The sequence below is a fragment of the Ruegeria sp. H6 genome (assembly GCF_056532975.1).
This window is the reverse complement of the sequence record NZ_JBQFOA010000005.1, coordinates 155,516-172,101: the sequence shown is the minus strand read 5'-3', so window position 1 is coordinate 172,101 and position 16,586 is coordinate 155,516. Positions and strand designations below refer to the sequence as shown.

Genomic DNA, 16,586 nt, shown 5'->3' with positions numbered 1-16,586 from the left:
GTATTCTGCCAAATATATGAGGGCCTGAGGACCGGATTTTGTGACCGGTCGGTTGGGGTCATCGCGCAGCACATACGCGTCTTCCTGCCTATCCGCGCGGTTCGGAATGTGTCAAGAATTGCCACCCCTTGCCGGGCCATGTCTGCACGGCGTTGAGTTTGTGCGACAAACCTCTTATCTCGGGGTCGAAACTGCACAAAGGAATGCGAAGTGGCGAACCACCTGTACAAACGCGATCTGCCGGACGGGTTGGATCTGGGCCCTGTCGTCGCCATCGATTGCGAGACCATGGGTCTGAACCCTCATCGCGACCGCCTGTGTGTGATCCAGATGTCGGGCGGCGACGGAAACAGCCACATTGTGCAAGTTGAACAGGGTCAGACCGCGGCGCCGAACCTGTGTGCGATGCTGGAAAACCCCGACGTGCTAAAGCTGTTTCACTTTGGCCGGTTCGATATTGCCGCGATGTATCACACATTTGGTGCACTGGCGGCACCGGTCTATTGTACCAAGATCGCCAGCCGTCTGGTGCGCACCTATACGGATCGGCATGGCCTCAAGAACCTGTGCCAGGAGTTGCTGGGTGTCGATATCTCGAAACAACAGCAGATGAGCGATTGGGGTGCCGAGAACCTGACAGAGGCACAGTTGGATTATGCCGCCTCGGATGTGTTGTACCTGCACCGGCTGCGCGAGGCGCTGGATGGTCGGCTGGCCCGCGAAGGGCGCAGTGAAATGGCGCAGGCCTGTTTTGACTTCTTGCCGATGCGTGCGAAGCTTGACCTCGCAGGCTGGCCCGAAACCGATATTTTTGCACACTCATGACAGATCCGGACTCATTTCTCAAAACGGCAAAGCAGGTTATCACCGATGAAGCCCGCGCGCTGGATGTGTTGGCTGACGGCCTTGATGCGCAGTTTGCCGAAGCCGTTGACCTGATCCTGAATGCCACGGGTCGCATCATTGTCAGCGGCATCGGCAAGTCGGGCCATATCGGTCACAAGATCGCGGCGACGCTGGCCAGCACCGGAACCCCTGCCTATTTCGTGCATCCGGCCGAGGCCAGCCATGGCGATCTGGGTATGGTGTCGAAAGGCGACGTGGTTCTGGCCATCTCGAATTCGGGCGAGGCGCCTGAGCTGGCGAACCTGCTGGTCTTTACCCGCCGGTTCGGCATCCCGCTGATCGGGCTCTCCAGCAAACCCGAAAGCACGCTTATGAAACAGGCAGACGTGCATCTGCTGATCCCTGCGCTGGGCGAGGCTTGCGGGTTTGGCATGGTGCCCTCGATCTCGACCACGCTGACGCTGGCGATGGGCGACGCGCTGGCGATTGCGCTGATGAAATACCGTGATTTTCGGCCCGAGAATTTTCGCGATTTCCACCCCGGCGGCAAGCTGGGCGCGCAGCTGAGCAAAGTGCGCGACCTGATGCATACGGACACGCCTGTGGTTGAGACCGGCACCCCTATGAGCGAGGCGTTGCTGGTCATGAGCCAAAAGGGCTTTGGTGTGGTCGGTGTCACCGACGAAGATGGCCGCCTGCTGGGCATCGTCACCGACGGGGATTTGCGGCGCCACATGAAGGGTCTGCTGGATTTGACCGTCGATCAGGTCATGACCGAAAACCCCCGCACTATCGGCCCGGATGAATTGGCCGAAGGCGCTGTTGCGTTGATGACCATGCAGACGCCCAAGATCACCTGCTTGTTTGTCATCGACCCGGCCTCGAGTGGCCGGGCCGAGGGCATTCTGCACATACACGACTGTCTGCGCGTCGGATTGGGATAAAGGGGGCCGAGGTGGATCGCTATTCCCGCATGGTTCAGCTGTTCAAAGTGCTGTTGCCGCTTGCTGCGATCTTCCTTCTGGCGACCGTTTTCCTGTTGTCCCGCAGTATCGAGACCAATGTCTCGGTGCCGTTCTCGCGCGAGGCGATTGATGAGCGTCTGTCCGATCAGGTGATCACCAACCCCGACTATAAGGGTGTGACCCGCAAGGGCGAAGAGGTCCGGGTCGAGGCACGCCGGGCCAATCAGGGCCGCGACGGTGCCGACCCGACAGCGGCCGAGATTCAGGGTCGTTTCGGCCTGAGCAATGGTGGTGAGATCACGATGATCTCAAATTCAGGCACGATCCGGCCTGACAAGGGCACCGCAACCTTTGTCGGCGATGTGGTCATCACCACCGCTGATGGCATTCAGGTCACCACGGACCTGTTGAACACATCTTTGGATGAAATTCGCGGAAATACGCCGGGTCAGGTTGATGGAACCGGCCCAATCGGCGAATTTACAGCAGGTCGCATGACGTTTGGGACTGAAAAAACGGACGGACCGGTCCATATTCTTTTTACAGACGGCGTTAAGCTGATATACGAGCCTCAGAAAGTTGAAAGATAACCTGTGTTTGATTTGCGTGTCGCCTTAGTAAGTACTGCCTTGATGTTTGGGTCCATCGCGGCATCCGCGCAAGAGGCACAGGTGGCCTTTGGCTCTGCCAATGCCGATCCCAGCCTTCCTGTCGAGGTCACGTCTGAAACGCTGAACGTCAATCAAGAGGACGGTTCGGCCGAATTTCTGGGCAATGTGATCGTGATCCAGGGCGAGATGCGCCTGACCGCGGATCGCGTACTGGTCATCTACAATCAGGAACGTTCGGCCATCGAACGGATGGAGGCCACGGATAACGTGGTCCTCGTCAGCCCGCCGGATGCGGCTGAGGGGGATTGGGCCGAATACACGATTGATTCAGGCGTCATCAACATGAAGGGCAATGTGCTGCTGACCCAAGGGCCCAGCATCATCAGCGGCGATCAGATGACGGCAAACCTGACCTCGGGAACGGCCACCATGTCGGGTCGCGTCAAAACCATTCTGCAGCCGGGTGGAAATTGATGGACCGTCCGCACCTGTCCGTGGCTGACGGATCCTCTGGCCTGAAAATCGAAAAGCTTCGCAAGTCTTACCGGAAAAAGACCGTGATCCGCGATGTGTCCATGACGTTGGACCGGTCCGAAGTTGTGGCCCTGTTGGGCCCAAACGGGTCAGGCAAGACGACAACGTTCTATGCTGTCGCAGGGTTGGTTTTTCCCGAGGCCGGAACCGTCACGCTGGATGGGCAGAACGTGACCACCCTGCCGATGTACCGCCGCGCGCGCATGGGCATTGGGTATCTGCCGCAAGAGATGTCGATTTTCCGGGGCATGAGTGTCGAAGACAATATCTCAGCGGTTCTCGACATCACGGTGGATCACCCGCACCGCCGCAAAGAACGGCTGGAAGAGCTGCTGTCGGACTTCTCGATCGAACATCTGCGCCGTGCCCCCGCGCTGGCCCTGTCGGGTGGCGAGCGCCGCCGGGTCGAAATTGCACGCTGTCTGGCCGCGGATCCGAAATATCTGTTGCTCGATGAACCTTTTGCCGGTGTCGACCCGATCAGCGTTGGCGATATTCGCCATCTGGTCGCGGATTTGAAAAAACGGGGCATCGGGGTGCTGATCACCGACCACAACGTGCGCGAAACGCTGGAAATTGTGGACCGGGCCTATATCCTGCATGACGGTCAGGTTCTGATGTCCGGTACCCCGGACGAAGTGGTCGAGAATGAAAACGTGCGCCGTGTTTACCTGGGCGAAAACTTCCGTATTTCATAAGCTTGCGCGGATTTGCGCCGGGCGTTTCGGGAAATCGCGTATATACACGTCTGTTTTGATTGACTCTTCCGCTGCCTCTTGGCTCAATTGGGGTATGGCAATTTTTCGGTTCCAGTCTGGATCGCGATGTCCCTTCGTCGAAGGGCCTGCTTCACGGCTACCGCAGAATAGGCCAATACCCCCCACCCGATAAAAACAAGTTCGTTGCACGACGCAACGTCACAATGGGTGTGAATTGTGAAGGAGATCACATGCGTTACCAAATAAGCGGAAAACAGATCGACATCGGTGCGGCCCTGCAGACCCATGTGCAGACCGAACTGGGTGAGGTTGTGGGCAAATACGCCCAGCGGCCCACCGACGCCAACGTCGTCTTTTCCCGTTCAGCGCATGAATATGTATGCGAAACAACAGTACATTTATCCACCGGCCTTACAGCGCAGGCCAAGGCGCACGCCACGGAAATCTATGCCGCGTTTGAAGGGTGCTGTGACAAGATGGAAACACAGTTGCGCCGTTATAAGCGTCGCCTGAAGGACCATCACAAGGATCGTTCCGAGCCGGTTGAACTCTTTGGCGCGTCCTCCTATATCCTCGCCTCTGACGAATCGGAGACGGCGGACGAGCCAGAATCGCTACAGCCTATGATTGTGGCTGAGATGGAAACCAAGATCCCATCGCTGAGTGTAGGTGAAGCCGTCATGCAGATGGAACTGGCAGGTGCCCCGGTGCTTGTGTTCCGAAACGAAGGCAAGGACGGGTTGAATGTCGTGTATCGTCGAGAAGATGGTAACATCGGCTGGATCGATCCGTAGCAGGCAAGGATAGCAAGGTGCGCCCCTGTTTCGGCAGGGGCTGTGCCATGGAGCATGATCATGGAGCTTTCGAGCATACTAAAGCCCGAGGCGGTACGTGTCCTGTCAGCCGCTTCCAGCAAGAAGCGTCTGTTTCAGGAAATCGGTGACGTTGCCGCTGTGACGCTTGGTCTGGATGCACAGGCCATTGTCGACAGCCTGCAGGACCGGGAAAGCCTGGGTCCGACCGGCGTTGGACACGGGGTTGCACTGCCGCATGCGCGGCTTCCCGAGATCGAAGCTGTTGCAGGTGTGTTTGTTCTGCTGGAAAAACCGATTGATTTCGGATCCGTCGATCGTCAGCCCGTGGATCTGGCGTTTTCGCTGTTCGCGCCCGAAGACGCAGGCGTTGAACACCTCAAAGCATTGGCTTTGGTGTCGCGCACTTTGCGTGAAACAACCGTTTGCACCAAGCTGCGAGCCAATCCCGATCCCGTCAAGCTCTATGCGATCCTGACCGAGGCACAGTCGGTGCAGGCGGCTTAAAGGCCCGACAGGGGCCTTTGCCAATACCGGGCGGGGTTTAGCCGCCCGTTCCCATTTCCAACGTCCACCAGATTTTACCGCCGTTTTCCTGATGCCAGGAAAAGCCCATTTGCGTGGCCTGCGGGTCCATGATGACGGCGCGGGGGCCGGGTTCCTGCATCCAGGCAGCCAGGGTTTCGGTTTCGGTCTCATAGGTTTCCGAAATCGCCTCGCCCAGGAACGTTCCGTAATATCCGACCCGTGCGGCGCGATCCAAAGGTGAGGACCCGTCTGATCCGAAATGCCAGGGGCGGTTTTGCCGGGCCATGTCCTTGGAATGCGTTGCTGCGGCCGCGTTCAGTTGTGCGTTCAACTGCACCGGTTGCAGCCCGGATGCCTGGCGCAGCGCGTTCACCGAATCCAGCATGCGGAACTGCAATTTCTCGGGGTTGCCGCGAATCTTATACACGGTTGGCAAAGGTCTGCCATCTGCCCCGATCGCGGTCGTCCGCGAATCGGTACACGCCGCAAGGGCGACTAGACAAACAATGAGAAAGGAGAGAATACGCGTCATGATGGGCCTGCATATTGTGTCAAACACGGAAATAGCCTGCCTTAGGCCCTGTAGCAAATGCACAATCGCCGAAGCTTGCGTGATTCTGCCGGTTTGGTTTGCGACTGAAGCATTCTGGCCATAAAATGTGCCGGATTTTAGCGTTTTCTGAAGAAAGGCCAGTTGCCATGGTCAAGAAACTCTTTTCCAACACGTCCCGCCGCGGGTTCATGGCGGGTGCTGCTGCCAGCCTCGCCTCCCCTGCGATTGCGCAGTACATTCCTGGTGATCCCCTGCGCCCTGCGCCCGAGCCAGAGCCCGAAGTGCGCCGCAATGTGTCGGGATTTCGCGCGCTGGACTGGCGCCCCTATTTCTCAAACACAAATAACGGCGCCATTCTGGTCGATACCGTGTCGCGGGCGCTTCATTATTGGTCAGATGACCAATCTGTGTACAAACTCTACCCTTCTTCGGTGCCACTGACCGAAGAATTGACCCGCCGCGGGCGCACCAGCGTGATCCGCAAAGTCGAAGGACCTAGCTGGGCGCCGACACCTTCGATGAAAAAGCGCAACCCGGAATGGCCCGATTACATTCCGCCGGGTCCGGATAACCCGTTGGGAACACACGCTTTATATCTGAGTTGGAAATACTATCGTATCCACGGAACCCACGATACGCGTAAAATCGGGCGCCGTTCGTCCAATGGCTGCATCGGTTTGTTCAATGAAGACATCGCCGAGCTCTTTGGTATGGCAAACGTCGGCACGCAAGTGTTGCTAATTTGACGACATTTTGGCGCGCGAAGCCGCTTATGACGCAAGTTACAATTGCAATCCATGGGCATAGCTGATTAGAAAAACTCACGAGGTAAGTCTTAGATGTGCGGTTTCGAAATCTGGAACCGTGCAAATTCTGGAGGTTAATATGAAGAAACTCGTTCTCGCTGCTGCACTGACCGCTGCTGCTTCGACCGCATATGCGGGCAACCTGGAAGAGCCGGTTGTTGAAGCACCTGTTGTTGTCGAAGAAACCCAGGGTTCGTCGCAGGGTATCATCCTGCCGCTGATCCTGCTGGTTGTTGTTGCCGCAGCTGTTGCAGCAAGCTAAGTCGACGAGACTTTCAAAGAAAAGGCGGTGGAGCATTCCACCGCCTTTTTTATGCGTCTGCGCGTGGCTCAGAGCCCGTAGTCAGTCAAGCCAGCCGCGCAGGTTGTCTTCGATCACTTTTCCAAGCGCCTCAATATGTGCGTCCTGATCATTCAGGCAGGGAATATAGGTAAAGGTTTCGCCGCCGGCCTCTTCAAAGCTTTCTTTGATCTCTTCGTTGATCTCTTCCAGCGTTTCGATGCAATCGGCGGAGAACGCAGGGGCAATGACCGCGATGTTCTTTTTGCCCTGCCGTGCCAGTTCGGCGACGTGATCCACCGTATAAGGCTTCAGCCATTCTTCCGGCCCGAATCGGGACTGGAAGGTTGAGATCAGTTGATCATCCGCCCAACCTAGCCGTTCTTTCAACAGGCGCGAGGTTTTTGCGCATTGGCAGTGATAGGGATCACCCTGCATCAGATACCGCTCTGGCATCCCGTGGTATGAACAGACCAGAATATCCGGCTTTGTCTCCATCGTTGCATAGGCCGTCTCGACCGATCCGGCCAGCGCGTCGATATAGGTGGGTTCGTCGAAATAGGCCGGAACCGTGCGGCTGGCCGGTTGCCAGGCTTCTTCCATCAATGCGCGGAAGAACTGATCGTTGGCGGTGGCCGTCGTGGCCCCGGCATATTGCGGGTAAAGCGGGAAAAACAGGATACGGTCACAGCCCGCGGCCACCATTTCACGTACCTTGGACTTGGTGGACGGATTACCATAGCGCATGCAGAACTCGACCAGAACCTGATCGCCAAAGCGCGCCTGCATGGCATCGCGCAGCTTTGCGGTCTGGTCTTTGGTGATTGTCATCAACGGGCTTTCGCCCTTGTCGTGGTTCCAGATCGACTTGTACGCCTCACCCGAGCTAAAGGGTCGTTTCGTCAGGATGATGCCTTGCAGGATCGGTTGCCATTTCCACTTGGGATAATCGATGACGCGCTGATCCGACAGAAACTCGTTCAGATACCGCCGCATCGGCCAGTAGGTGTAGTCATCCGGCGTGCCAAGATTGGCCAGCAGAATGCCGACGCGCCCCATTTTGACTTTCGGGTGATCCGCAGGTGCATGCGCGGGGCGAGTGGCGTCAAACATTTGAAGCTTCCTGAATTTTGTGTTCCGGCCTGAGATAAAGGGAATTGTCCGCGCGTCAATCGGACAGTTTGCCTTCGGTCGTTCCAAGAGCGTCCGCCAGCCGTTCCCGGGCAGATCCGGGTCGCAGCGGTTTGGGTTGGCTTTCATCCGGCGACCACCCTGTCAGGCAGATCAGATCGAAGGTTGCGGTCAGCCGACCGGCGGGGGTGGCGAAATGCGCCTGGTAAATTTCTTGCGCCCGGTTGAACACAGCCCGGCGGGTGGGGCGTTTCAACCGGTCCGACAGCGCATTGGTTTCACCCATATGGCGCAGATCATGCATCAGGTGGTGGATGTCCCGGTATTCGGCCTTCAGCGTCGCCTTGTCTGCCACGGGCAAGGCAAACCCGGCACGTTGCAGCAGCCCGCCCAGATCACGAAGCTCCGCCATGGGCGAGATACGCGGGCTCAGACCGCCGGAGACCTCAATCTCGGCCTGTCCCAAAGCGGCGCGCAATTCGTGCAGAGTTTCGCCGCCCAGACAGACAACCAGCAACAGACCATCTGGCCTGAGCGCCCGGTTGCACTGGATCAGCTGGCCCACCGGGTCATTGGCCCAATGCAGGGTCATCGCGTGAATGACCAGATCATGCGCGCCATGCTCAAAGTCCAGAACCTCATCATCCGCCACGATCCGGGCGCCTGGCAGCACGCTGTCCCAGAGGCCGGGGAAAGGGGTCACAACAGCGGGTGCTGTAAAGGTCCTGTTAACCATAGTGAGGCGATCCTGCACCTCGTCGATGGCGGCCTCGTGCAGGAACAGGGCCTCTTTGAGAACACGCGCACGGTGGCGGGCCAGACAGGACCGGTCAAACAATGAGGGCGTATTGGACGCAGGCAGTTTCATAGGCCGCACCTATCGCATCCGGCAGCGGATTCAAACCGCTGTCGAGTTGCTCTACCCTCCGCGTTGCATGGGGTGCGGCGCGCTGACGGAATCCGATTTCGGCCTTTGTGGTGCATGCTGGCGCGAAACGCCATTCATAGGCGGCACAGTCTGCGAAAGCTGTGGTGTGCCGCTGCCCGGCGCACAGGATGGGTTCCGGATCGACTGTGACGATTGCCTGAAAACGCCTCGGCCTTGGGACGATGGGCGTGCGGCCCTGTTGTATGACGGTCGTGCCCGGTCGCTGATTCTGGCGTTGAAACATGGCGACCGGCCTGAATTGGCGCGACCGGCTGCAAAATGGATGGCGCGTGCGGGCCGGGATCTGCTGCGTACTGATATGTTGATCGCACCGGTGCCCCTGCATTGGACCCGGCTGATCAAACGTCGCTACAACCAATCAGCCTTGCTGGCTGGGCATCTGGCGCGGGAAACAGGGTTTGAGGTCTGCCCGGACCTGTTGCTGCGCCGCCAAAAGACCCCGGTTCTGGACGGAAAGACTGCGGCTGAACGGTCCGAAATTTTGGCGAACGTAATCTCTTCGCATCCCAGACAGTCCGCCCGGATACCCGGTCGCGACGTATTGCTGGTGGACGATGTCATGACCTCGGGCGCGACCTTATCAGCCTGTGCGCAAACCTGTTTGGCGGCCGGGGCAAATCATATTTTCGTGTTGGTACTGGCACGCGTTGCCAAGGACGCCTAATTCCCTCAAGATTGCGCGAAATCCGAAAGGGAACGGAATATGAAACCGGTAGAAATCTATAGCTCACCGTTGTGCGGCTTCTGTCACGCGGCCAAGCGCCTGCTGAAACAAAAAGGCGTGGAGTTCACGGAAGTTAACGTCCTGACACATCCCAAGCGCAAGCCCGAGATGATCAAGCGTGCGGGCGGCAAACGCACCGTGCCGCAGATCTTCATCGGCTCAACCCATGTGGGCGGTTGCGATGATCTTTATGAGCTTGAACGTCAGGGCAAGCTGGATCGTCTGCTGGCGGCCTGATGAAGACAGCTCTGCTGCAGATCACCTCGTCGGACGAACCGGCTGAAAACCTGGACATGGTGCGCGCCATGATGGCCGAGGCCGCAGGTCAGGGCGCGCAGTTCATCCTGACGCCCGAAGTGACGAACTGCGTGTCCAACAGTACGACGCGACAGCGCGAGGTTCTGCAGCATGAAGAAGACGACATCACTCTGGCGGGTCTGCGGCAGCAGGCCGCTGATCTTGGGGTGTGGCTGCTGATCGGGTCGCTGGGGATCAAAACCCATGACGCCGATGGGCGTTTTGCCAATCGGTCGTTCATGATCGACCCTCAGGGGCAGATCGTCGCGCGCTACGACAAGATCCATATGTTCGACGTGCAGGTCACCGAAACCGAGACCTTTCGCGAATCAAATAACTACCGACCCGGCGACCGGGCTGTGATTGCGCAGACCGATTTTGGCAAGGTTGGCCTGACCATCTGCTATGACATCCGTTTTCCGCACCTTCATGCCGCCCTGGCGCAGGCGGGCGCGCGGATCCTGACGGTTCCGGCTGCTTTTTCGCCGGTCACAGGTGCTGCCCATTGGGAATCGCTGTTGCGTGCGCGGGCGATCGAAACCGGTTGTTGGGTGCTGGCTCCGGCGCAAACCGGCGCGCATACCAAAACCCGCGGCAAAACACGCCACACCCATGGCCACAGCATGGTTGTCGCCCCGTGGGGAGAGGTCGTCATCGACGCAGGCACCAATCCGGGCATTCACATTTTCGATTTGGATGATAGTTCTGTGTCCGAGGCGCGCCGCCGGGTGCCCTCGTTGACCCACGTGCGGCCTATCACCGGGCCCTGATCCAGAACCGGACCATGACGGACGAGAAAAATGCTCTTGCGGTCACGCTGTTCAGCGAGATCCTGACCGCCGACCAATTGTTGCGCAACCGGCTGAGCAGGGTGCTGCCCAAGGGCATGGAAATCTCGCATTTTTCGGTGCTGAACCATCTGGCCTATGGCGGGGGCGAGCGCAGCCCGGCGCAGCTTGCCAGCTCGTTCCACGTGACGCGCGGGGCGATGACCAACACTTTGGCCAAACTGGAATGGGCCGGATACATCCACATCCGCCCCGACTGGGACGACGCCCGTCGCAAAATGGTCGCCATCAGCCCCGCCGGCCGCCGCGCCCGCGATCAGGCGATTTCGTCCATTGCCCCGCTGATCAACCGCGTGGTCGAAGAGCTGGGGCTGGAGCGCGTCCGCAGCACGCTGCCCGTACTGAGGGATTTGCGGTTGCAGTTGGAGGGGGAGTAGGGGCGGAATGATCTGCTTTTCTGCGCCGGGAACTAAATTCACCTTACTCCCAAGATCATTGAATCTAGAAATTGCCTCAGATCATTGGTCTGCATAACAGGAACTTCGCCCAACCAAATTCCAGCTGAAGCCGCAGCGGCAAAAAGAAGGCAGGATTCAATTTCATCGGTCTCCTCAGTTTTGCCACTAAAAATAAGCCAAACGGAATACTCACGTTCCTGAGTTTCGTCTTCAGAAAAAAATCTACCTACATTGCATCCCTCATCGAGAAGCTCTGCTTGACTGAACGTTTCCATCATTTCCATTGGGAGCAATAAACCATTTGGCTTCACAAATTTGGTCTCCGAAACTAGTTCGGTATCAATGAAGACAGAGAACAGTGTTGCTCTAACTATGTCTTCATTCTGCGTTTCGTCGGCTAAGTAACGGCCTACGATTTCCAGCGCCTTTTCGGTGATACTGGAGTCAGTGATGTATCCAAAGAACGGAACGCTGTTGTGCTCGTACCAAACCATGTTGCCTTTTAGTTCTGGTTCTTGCGCCGCTGCTTGAGTTCTAACGAGAAAAACTAAAGCGATGAATACCATGCAATAGACTACCGCGTGCATCAGCGTGCAGTTCACAAATCGGACCATAACAACTCTATTTCACCCAGGCTTCAAACTCGCCGTCACATAATTCACGCTCAGGTCGCGGTCCGAGATCGACCAGCTCCACAGGATCGGGTTGAAGACGAACCCCTTGCGATCGACCGGCTCCATCCCGGCTTGGCGCAGCAGGTCGAATAGCTCATCAGGGGTGATGAATTTGTTCCACTCATGCGTGCCGCGCGGTAGCCAGCGCATCACGACCTCGGCCCCGAAAATGGCCATGGCATAGGATTTCGGGTTGCGGTTGATGGTCGAGCAGATCAGCAACCCGCCCGGTTTGAGCAACTGCTGCGATGCCGTCAGGAAACCCAAGGGGTCGGCCACATGCTCGACCACCTCCATGTTCAGAACCACGTCGAACTGCTCGCCTGCGGCGGCCATGTCCTCGGCGGTGGTGTGGCGATAGTCGATCTCTAGCCCCGATTGTTCCGCGTGGATGCGGGCAACGGGCAGGTTGCCCTCGGCGGCGTCGGCGCCAACAACTGTGGCACCCAGACGCGCCATCGGTTCGCTCAGCAACCCGCCGCCGCAGCCGATATCCAGCAGGCGCAGGCCCTCGAAGGGATTCGCGGCCTTTAGATCGCGGTCGAACTCACCGGCAATTTGCTGAGTGATATAGTCCAGACGGCACGGATTCAGCATGTGCAAAGGTTTGAATTTCCCGTGAGGATCCCACCATTCCGCCGCCATCGCCTCGAATTTTGCGATCTCGGACGGGTCCACCGTGTTCGGATGCGCTTGCATTCCTGTCTCCGTGTGCTCTTTTACGTCTTAAGGACTATATAGGGCCACAATGGACAAGTACCCGGACCAAAAGCGCGCAGTTCAATATCTGTACCCGCCGATCGATCCTTTCGATCAGCGCATGGTCGATATGGGCGATGGGCACCGTATCTATGCCGAACAATGCGGCAAACCTGACGGTATACCGGTGGTCATCCTGCATGGCGGTCCCGGCGGCGGGTGCAGCCCGGCGATGCGGCGGTATTTCGACCCCAAGGTGTTTCGGGTGATTCTGTTCGATCAGCGGGGATGTGGCCGGTCGCGGCCGACGGCTTCGGTCGACAAGAACACGACATGGCATCTCGTGGCCGATATCGAGCGGCTGCGCAAACTTTTTGAGATTGACGAATGGATCGCCTTTGGAGGCAGCTGGGGCGCCACGCTGGCGCTGATCTATGCGCAAACGCATCCCGACCGGGTCAGCCGCCTTGTGCTGCGCGGCGTGTTTCTGGCCACTCAGTCCGAGCTGGATTGGTTCTATGGCGGCGGCGCGGGCAAGTTCTGGCCCGAGCAATGGGCCAAGTTCACCTCGCTTTTGTCAAATGGCGAGCATTCGGACACGATCAAGGCCTACAATAAGCGCCTGTTCTCGGGCGATCGCGCGACCGAGGTTCTCTATGCCCGGGCGTGGTCGCATTGGGAAAATGCGCTGGCCTCGATCCACATCAACGGGTCGGTGGGCGAAAGCCCCGGTGAGTATGCACGCACTTTCGCGCGGCTGGAAAACCACTATTTCACCAACAAGGCATTCCTGGAATATGACGGGCAGATTCTGGATCAGATGGACAGGATCGCGCATATCCCCGGCCATATCGTGCAGGGGCGCTATGACATGATCTGCCCGCCTCAGGCCGCGTGGTCGCTGGCCGAACGCTGGCCGAATGTGGACCTTAAGATGGTGCGCCACGCAGGTCATGCCTTGTCCGAACCCGGTATCAGCGCCGAGTTGGTGCGCATCATGGACCGTGTGGCCGAGGGGGCGGCATGACCCGGATTGACCGCCGCGCCCTGTTTGCATCCGGTGCTGCCGCTGCGTTGTTGGCGGCCACGGGGGCATCTGTCGCGGATACGCCCAAGGCCGGTGGCACGTTGCGGCTTGCGGTTCCGCGCGACGACAGTCTGGAACAGTTGGCGCGCGGGGCTGTGTTCGACGCGCTGACCGAGATTGCGCCGGATGGCACCTTGCGGGGCGAGTTGGCCACCGGCTGGCACACTGATGCTGATGCGCGGGTCTGGCGGTTTGACCTGCGCGAGGATGTGCATTTTCACCATGGCTCTGCTCTTGATCCGGCAGATGTGCTGACTGTTCTGGGCGAGGTTGGGCAGGCCGAGGCAGTGGGCTCGTCTGTGGTGCGCCTCGAACTGGCCGAGGCTAATCCGGGGCTGCCCTTTCTGTTGGCCGACAACCGATTTGTCGTGACCCGCGATGGTCAGGGTGTTTCGCCCCTGCATCTGGCGAACGGGACGGGATGTTACCGGGTCGAACGGGCCGAGGATGACCGCCATTTCCTGGGCCGTCGCGTGGCGGGCCATTACAAGGACGGGCAGGCCGGTTGGGTCGACAGTTTCGAGATTATCGTGATCCCCGATGCCCAGGTCCGTGCCGAGGCCTTGCGGGACGGGTATGTGGACGTTGCCGCGCTGCCGGATCGCGATGGGCTGATTTCCCAGCGTGGCTTGCGTTATCACCCCGACGAATCAGCGATGGCGCTGGCCGTAGCCGCCCATGTGGGGATGCCGCGTCAGATCGGCGGGGGCCGTCCATTGGACGACGGACGTATCGCCGAACGGTGGTGGATGGCCTAATACGCCCGTCGGACAACGTCGGGGGTTGCAGACTCGGACAACCCTGCGTATATCCCTGTTCAACAGCGGCGCGTTGGGCATCTGGTCCAAGGCTCCACCGGAAAATTCGACGGGCCGCGCGCCCGTTTTTTTGTGCCCGATAGCAGGGTAGAGACCCGAATGACAAACGACCTGATAGCCAAAGCAGCCATCGACCGGCGACTGGCCGAGATCATCACCCCCGTGATCGAGGATCTGGGGTATGAGCTTGTGCGCATTCGCTTGATGAGCGGCAAGACGACCACGCTGCAGATCATGGCAGACAAGCCCGATGGCGGCATCGAAGTGGATGACTGCGCCGAGATTTCCAACGCGGTCAGCGCCACGCTGGATGTCGAGGACCCGATCCTGGACGCCTACACGCTGGAGGTTTCCAGCCCCGGCATCGACCGCCCTCTGACCCGTCTCAAGGATTTCGAGACGTTCGAGGGGTATGAGGCCAAGATCGAAACTGCCGAGTTGATCGACGGTCGCCGCCGGTTCAAGGGCGAATTGGCTGGGATCGAAGGGGATGAGGTTCTGATCAACATCCCCGAGGGGGATGAGACGATCACTATCGGTCTGCAATTCGACTGGCTCAGCGATGCCAAGCTGGTCCTGACCGATGATCTGATCAAGGAAATGCTGCGCCAGCGCAAAGATGCGGGCGCCCTGAACGAAAACGCTTTCGACGAGATTGAGACCGAAGGGTCCGAAGAGGAGACGAACTGATGGCAATCACCTCAGCCAACCAGCTGGAGCTGCTGCAGACCGCCGAGGCCGTGGCCCGCGAAAAGATGATCGACCCCGGTCTGGTTGTCGAAGCGATGGAGGAATCGCTCGCCCGTGCTGCCAAGAGCCGTTACGGCGCCGAGATGGACATCCGCGTCAGCATCGATCGCAAGACCGGTAAGGCGACCTTCACCCGCGTCCGTACCGTGGTTGAGGATGAAGAGCTTGAGAACTATCAGGCCGAGTTCACCGTCGAACAGGCCAAGCAGTACATGGAAAACCCCGAGGTCGGAGACGTCTTTGTCGAAGAGGTGCCACCGGTTGAGATGGGCCGGATCGCGGCTCAATCCGCCAAGCAGGTGATCTTGCAGAAAGTGCGCGAAGCCGAACGCGATCGTCAGTACGAAGACTTCAAGGATCGCGCGGGCACCATCATCAACGGCGCGGTCAAACGCGAAGAGTTTGGCAACGTGATCGTCGATCTGGGTGGCGCCGAGGCCGTTCTGCGCCGCAACGACAAGATCGGTCGCGAAAGCTATCGCCCGAATGACCGCGTGCGTGCCTATATCAAAGAGGTTCGCCGCGAGGTGCGTGGCCACCAGATCTTCCTGTCGCGCACCGCGCCGGAATTCATGGCCGAACTGTTCAAGATGGAAGTGCCGGAAATCTACGACGGCATTATCGAGGTCAAGGCCGTGGCCCGTGACCCTGGCTCGCGTGCCAAGATTGCCGTGATCTCGTATGACGGCTCGATCGATCCTGTGGGCGCCTGCGTTGGTATGCGCGGCAGCCGTGTGCAGGCCGTTGTGAACGAACTGCAAGGTGAAAAGATCGACATCATCCCGTGGAACGAAGATCAGCCGACATTCCTGGTGAACGCACTGCAGCCCGCTGAGGTGTCGAAGGTGGTTCTGGACGAAGAAGCCGGTAAAATCGAAGTTGTGGTCCCCGAGGAACAATTGTCCCTGGCCATTGGTCGCCGTGGTCAGAACGTGCGTCTGGCCAGCCAGCTGACGGACCTGGATATCGATATCATGACCGAAGCCGAAGAATCGGCGCGCCGTCAGAAAGAGTTCGAAGCCCGCACCCAGCTGTTCATGGAAAGCCTGGATCTGGATGAATTCTTCGCTCAGTTGCTGGTCTCGGAAGGTTTTACCAATCTCGAAGAAGTGGCCTATGTCGAGATCGAAGAACTGCTGGTCATCGATGGTGTCGACGAAGGCACCGCACAAGAGTTGCAGACCCGCGCGCGGGAATTCCTGGAAGCACAAGCCAAGGCCGCTCTGGACGCGGCGCGCGCGCTGGGTGCCGAGGACAGCCTTATTGACTTCGAAGGTCTGACACCCCAGATGGTGGAGGCGCTGGCCAAGGATGATGTGAAGACACTGGAAGACTTCGCTACCTGTGCCGACTGGGAACTGGCCGGTGGCTGGACTACGGTCGACGGCGAGCGCATCAAGGATGACGGTGTGCTTGAACCTTTCGGCGTGACGCTGGAAGAAGCGCAGGATCTGGTCATGACGGCGCGCATCATGTTGGGTTGGGTTGATCCGGCTGAACTGGAGCAGGCTGAAGAAGACGGCGAAGCAACAGACGAGGAGGTCGAGGCCTGATTTC

The 16,586-nt window shown here is 58.6% G+C and carries 22 protein-coding genes; 17 read left to right on the top strand and 5 right to left on the bottom strand.

What is annotated here, in order from left to right; all coding sequences use genetic code 11:
- Window positions 1–210: 210 nt before the first annotated feature.
- From ACR0AG_RS11645 to ACR0AG_RS11615, 7 genes are all read left to right on the top strand, one after another.
- On the top strand, window positions 211–825 hold the full coding sequence (locus ACR0AG_RS11645) for a ribonuclease D (RefSeq protein WP_480838974.1): 615 nt from the start codon (window positions 211–213) through the stop codon (window positions 823–825).
- On the top strand, window positions 822–1,790 hold the full coding sequence (locus tag ACR0AG_RS11640) for a KpsF/GutQ family sugar-phosphate isomerase (RefSeq protein ID WP_480838972.1): 969 nt from the start codon (window positions 822–824) through the stop codon (window positions 1,788–1,790). The genes ACR0AG_RS11645 and ACR0AG_RS11640 overlap by 4 nt, the downstream gene beginning before the upstream one ends.
- An 11-nt stretch (window positions 1,791–1,801) precedes the next feature.
- The gene (gene lptC, locus ACR0AG_RS11635) at window positions 1,802–2,401 is read left to right on the top strand and encodes an LPS export ABC transporter periplasmic protein LptC (protein ID WP_480838970.1); all 600 of its coding nucleotides are present in this window, start codon (window positions 1,802–1,804) and stop codon (window positions 2,399–2,401) included.
- Window positions 2,402–2,443: 42 nt separating this feature from the next.
- A complete protein-coding gene (locus ACR0AG_RS11630) occupies window positions 2,444–2,896 on the top strand; it encodes an LptA/OstA family protein (protein ID WP_480838968.1) in 453 nt (150 codons plus the stop codon).
- Complete coding sequence (lptB, locus tag ACR0AG_RS11625) at window positions 2,896–3,654, top strand: LPS export ABC transporter ATP-binding protein (RefSeq protein ID WP_480838966.1); 759 nt, start codon at window positions 2,896–2,898, stop codon at window positions 3,652–3,654. The genes ACR0AG_RS11630 and lptB overlap by 1 nt, the downstream gene beginning before the upstream one ends.
- A gap of 251 nt (window positions 3,655–3,905) precedes the next feature.
- Complete coding sequence (gene hpf / locus ACR0AG_RS11620) at window positions 3,906–4,469, top strand: ribosome hibernation-promoting factor, HPF/YfiA family (RefSeq protein ID WP_170575068.1); 564 nt, start codon at window positions 3,906–3,908, stop codon at window positions 4,467–4,469.
- Between the two features lie 60 nt (window positions 4,470–4,529).
- Window positions 4,530–4,994, top strand: a complete 465-nt coding sequence (locus ACR0AG_RS11615) for a PTS sugar transporter subunit IIA (protein WP_480838963.1) — start codon at window positions 4,530–4,532, stop codon at window positions 4,992–4,994.
- A 37-nt stretch (window positions 4,995–5,031) separates the two neighbouring features.
- Here ACR0AG_RS11615 and dalA read toward each other — a convergent pair whose 3' ends face one another.
- Window positions 5,032–5,547 carry a divisome-associated lipoprotein DalA gene (gene dalA / locus ACR0AG_RS11610; RefSeq protein WP_480838961.1) on the bottom strand — a complete coding sequence of 172 codons (516 nt, stop codon included), beginning with the start codon at window positions 5,545–5,547 and terminating at the stop codon, window positions 5,032–5,034.
- Window positions 5,548–5,714: 167 nt separating this feature from the next.
- On the opposite strand from dalA, the gene ACR0AG_RS11605 reads away from it, so the two are divergent.
- Window positions 5,715–6,314 (top strand): L,D-transpeptidase, encoded by a 600-nt coding sequence (locus tag ACR0AG_RS11605; RefSeq protein ID WP_480838959.1) that lies wholly within the window; start codon window positions 5,715–5,717, stop codon window positions 6,312–6,314.
- A gap of 139 nt (window positions 6,315–6,453) precedes the next feature.
- Window positions 6,454–6,636: a hypothetical protein gene (locus ACR0AG_RS11600; protein ID WP_010442520.1), complete on the top strand. Its 183-nt coding sequence runs from the start codon at window positions 6,454–6,456 to the stop codon at window positions 6,634–6,636.
- Window positions 6,637–6,717: 81 nt separating this feature from the next.
- Here the strand turns inward: ACR0AG_RS11600 and hemH are convergent, their stop codons facing one another.
- Window positions 6,718–7,767 carry a ferrochelatase gene (gene hemH / locus ACR0AG_RS11595; protein WP_480838957.1) on the bottom strand — a complete coding sequence of 350 codons (1,050 nt, stop codon included), beginning with the start codon at window positions 7,765–7,767 and terminating at the stop codon, window positions 6,718–6,720.
- Window positions 7,768–7,822: 55 nt separating this feature from the next.
- A complete protein-coding gene (locus ACR0AG_RS11590) occupies window positions 7,823–8,653 on the bottom strand; it encodes a methyltransferase domain-containing protein (protein ID WP_480838955.1) in 831 nt (276 codons plus the stop codon).
- Between ACR0AG_RS11590 and ACR0AG_RS11585 the strand changes: the two genes are divergently transcribed.
- From ACR0AG_RS11585 to ACR0AG_RS11570, 4 genes are read left to right on the top strand one after another with little or no spacing between them, the layout of a single operon-like run.
- Window positions 8,634–9,398 carry a double zinc ribbon domain-containing protein gene (locus ACR0AG_RS11585; RefSeq protein WP_480838953.1) on the top strand — a complete coding sequence of 255 codons (765 nt, stop codon included), beginning with the start codon at window positions 8,634–8,636 and terminating at the stop codon, window positions 9,396–9,398. The two genes, ACR0AG_RS11590 and ACR0AG_RS11585, sit on opposite strands and share 20 nt — an antisense overlap.
- 39 nt (window positions 9,399–9,437) lie before the next feature.
- Entirely contained in the window at window positions 9,438–9,695 is a 258-nt protein-coding gene (gene grxC, locus ACR0AG_RS11580; protein ID WP_480838951.1) for a glutaredoxin 3, read from the top strand.
- Window positions 9,695–10,525, top strand: a complete 831-nt coding sequence (locus ACR0AG_RS11575) for a carbon-nitrogen hydrolase family protein (protein ID WP_480838949.1) — start codon at window positions 9,695–9,697, stop codon at window positions 10,523–10,525. Before grxC ends, ACR0AG_RS11575 begins: the two co-directional genes overlap by 1 nt.
- A 14-nt stretch (window positions 10,526–10,539) precedes the next feature.
- Complete coding sequence (locus ACR0AG_RS11570; RefSeq protein WP_480838947.1) at window positions 10,540–10,980, top strand: MarR family winged helix-turn-helix transcriptional regulator; 441 nt, start codon at window positions 10,540–10,542, stop codon at window positions 10,978–10,980.
- A gap of 38 nt (window positions 10,981–11,018) precedes the next feature.
- On the opposite strand, the gene ACR0AG_RS11565 is transcribed toward ACR0AG_RS11570, so the two are convergent.
- A complete protein-coding gene (locus ACR0AG_RS11565; protein ID WP_480838945.1) occupies window positions 11,019–11,567 on the bottom strand; it encodes a hypothetical protein in 549 nt (182 codons plus the stop codon).
- Window positions 11,568–11,627: 60 nt separating this feature from the next.
- A complete protein-coding gene (gene ubiG, locus ACR0AG_RS11560) occupies window positions 11,628–12,374 on the bottom strand; it encodes a bifunctional 2-polyprenyl-6-hydroxyphenol methylase/3-demethylubiquinol 3-O-methyltransferase UbiG (RefSeq protein WP_480838943.1) in 747 nt (248 codons plus the stop codon).
- A 49-nt stretch (window positions 12,375–12,423) separates the two neighbouring features.
- Between ubiG and pip the strand changes: the two genes are divergently transcribed.
- The 4 genes from pip to nusA all read left to right on the top strand — a co-directional run bounded on the left by pip (window position 12,424) and on the right by nusA (window position 16,582).
- Window positions 12,424–13,401, top strand: coding sequence for a prolyl aminopeptidase (gene pip / locus ACR0AG_RS11555; RefSeq protein ID WP_480838941.1), 978 nt, complete (start codon window positions 12,424–12,426; stop codon window positions 13,399–13,401).
- A complete protein-coding gene (locus ACR0AG_RS11550) occupies window positions 13,398–14,219 on the top strand; it encodes an ABC transporter substrate-binding protein (protein ID WP_480838939.1) in 822 nt (273 codons plus the stop codon). Before pip ends, ACR0AG_RS11550 begins: the two co-directional genes overlap by 4 nt.
- A gap of 159 nt (window positions 14,220–14,378) precedes the next feature.
- Window positions 14,379–14,969: a ribosome maturation factor RimP gene (gene rimP / locus ACR0AG_RS11545; RefSeq protein ID WP_480838937.1), complete on the top strand. Its 591-nt coding sequence runs from the start codon at window positions 14,379–14,381 to the stop codon at window positions 14,967–14,969.
- Entirely contained in the window at window positions 14,969–16,582 is a 1,614-nt protein-coding gene (gene nusA, locus ACR0AG_RS11540; RefSeq protein ID WP_480838935.1) for a transcription termination factor NusA, read from the top strand. The genes rimP and nusA overlap by 1 nt, the downstream gene beginning before the upstream one ends.
- Window positions 16,583–16,586: the final 4 nt, after the last annotated feature.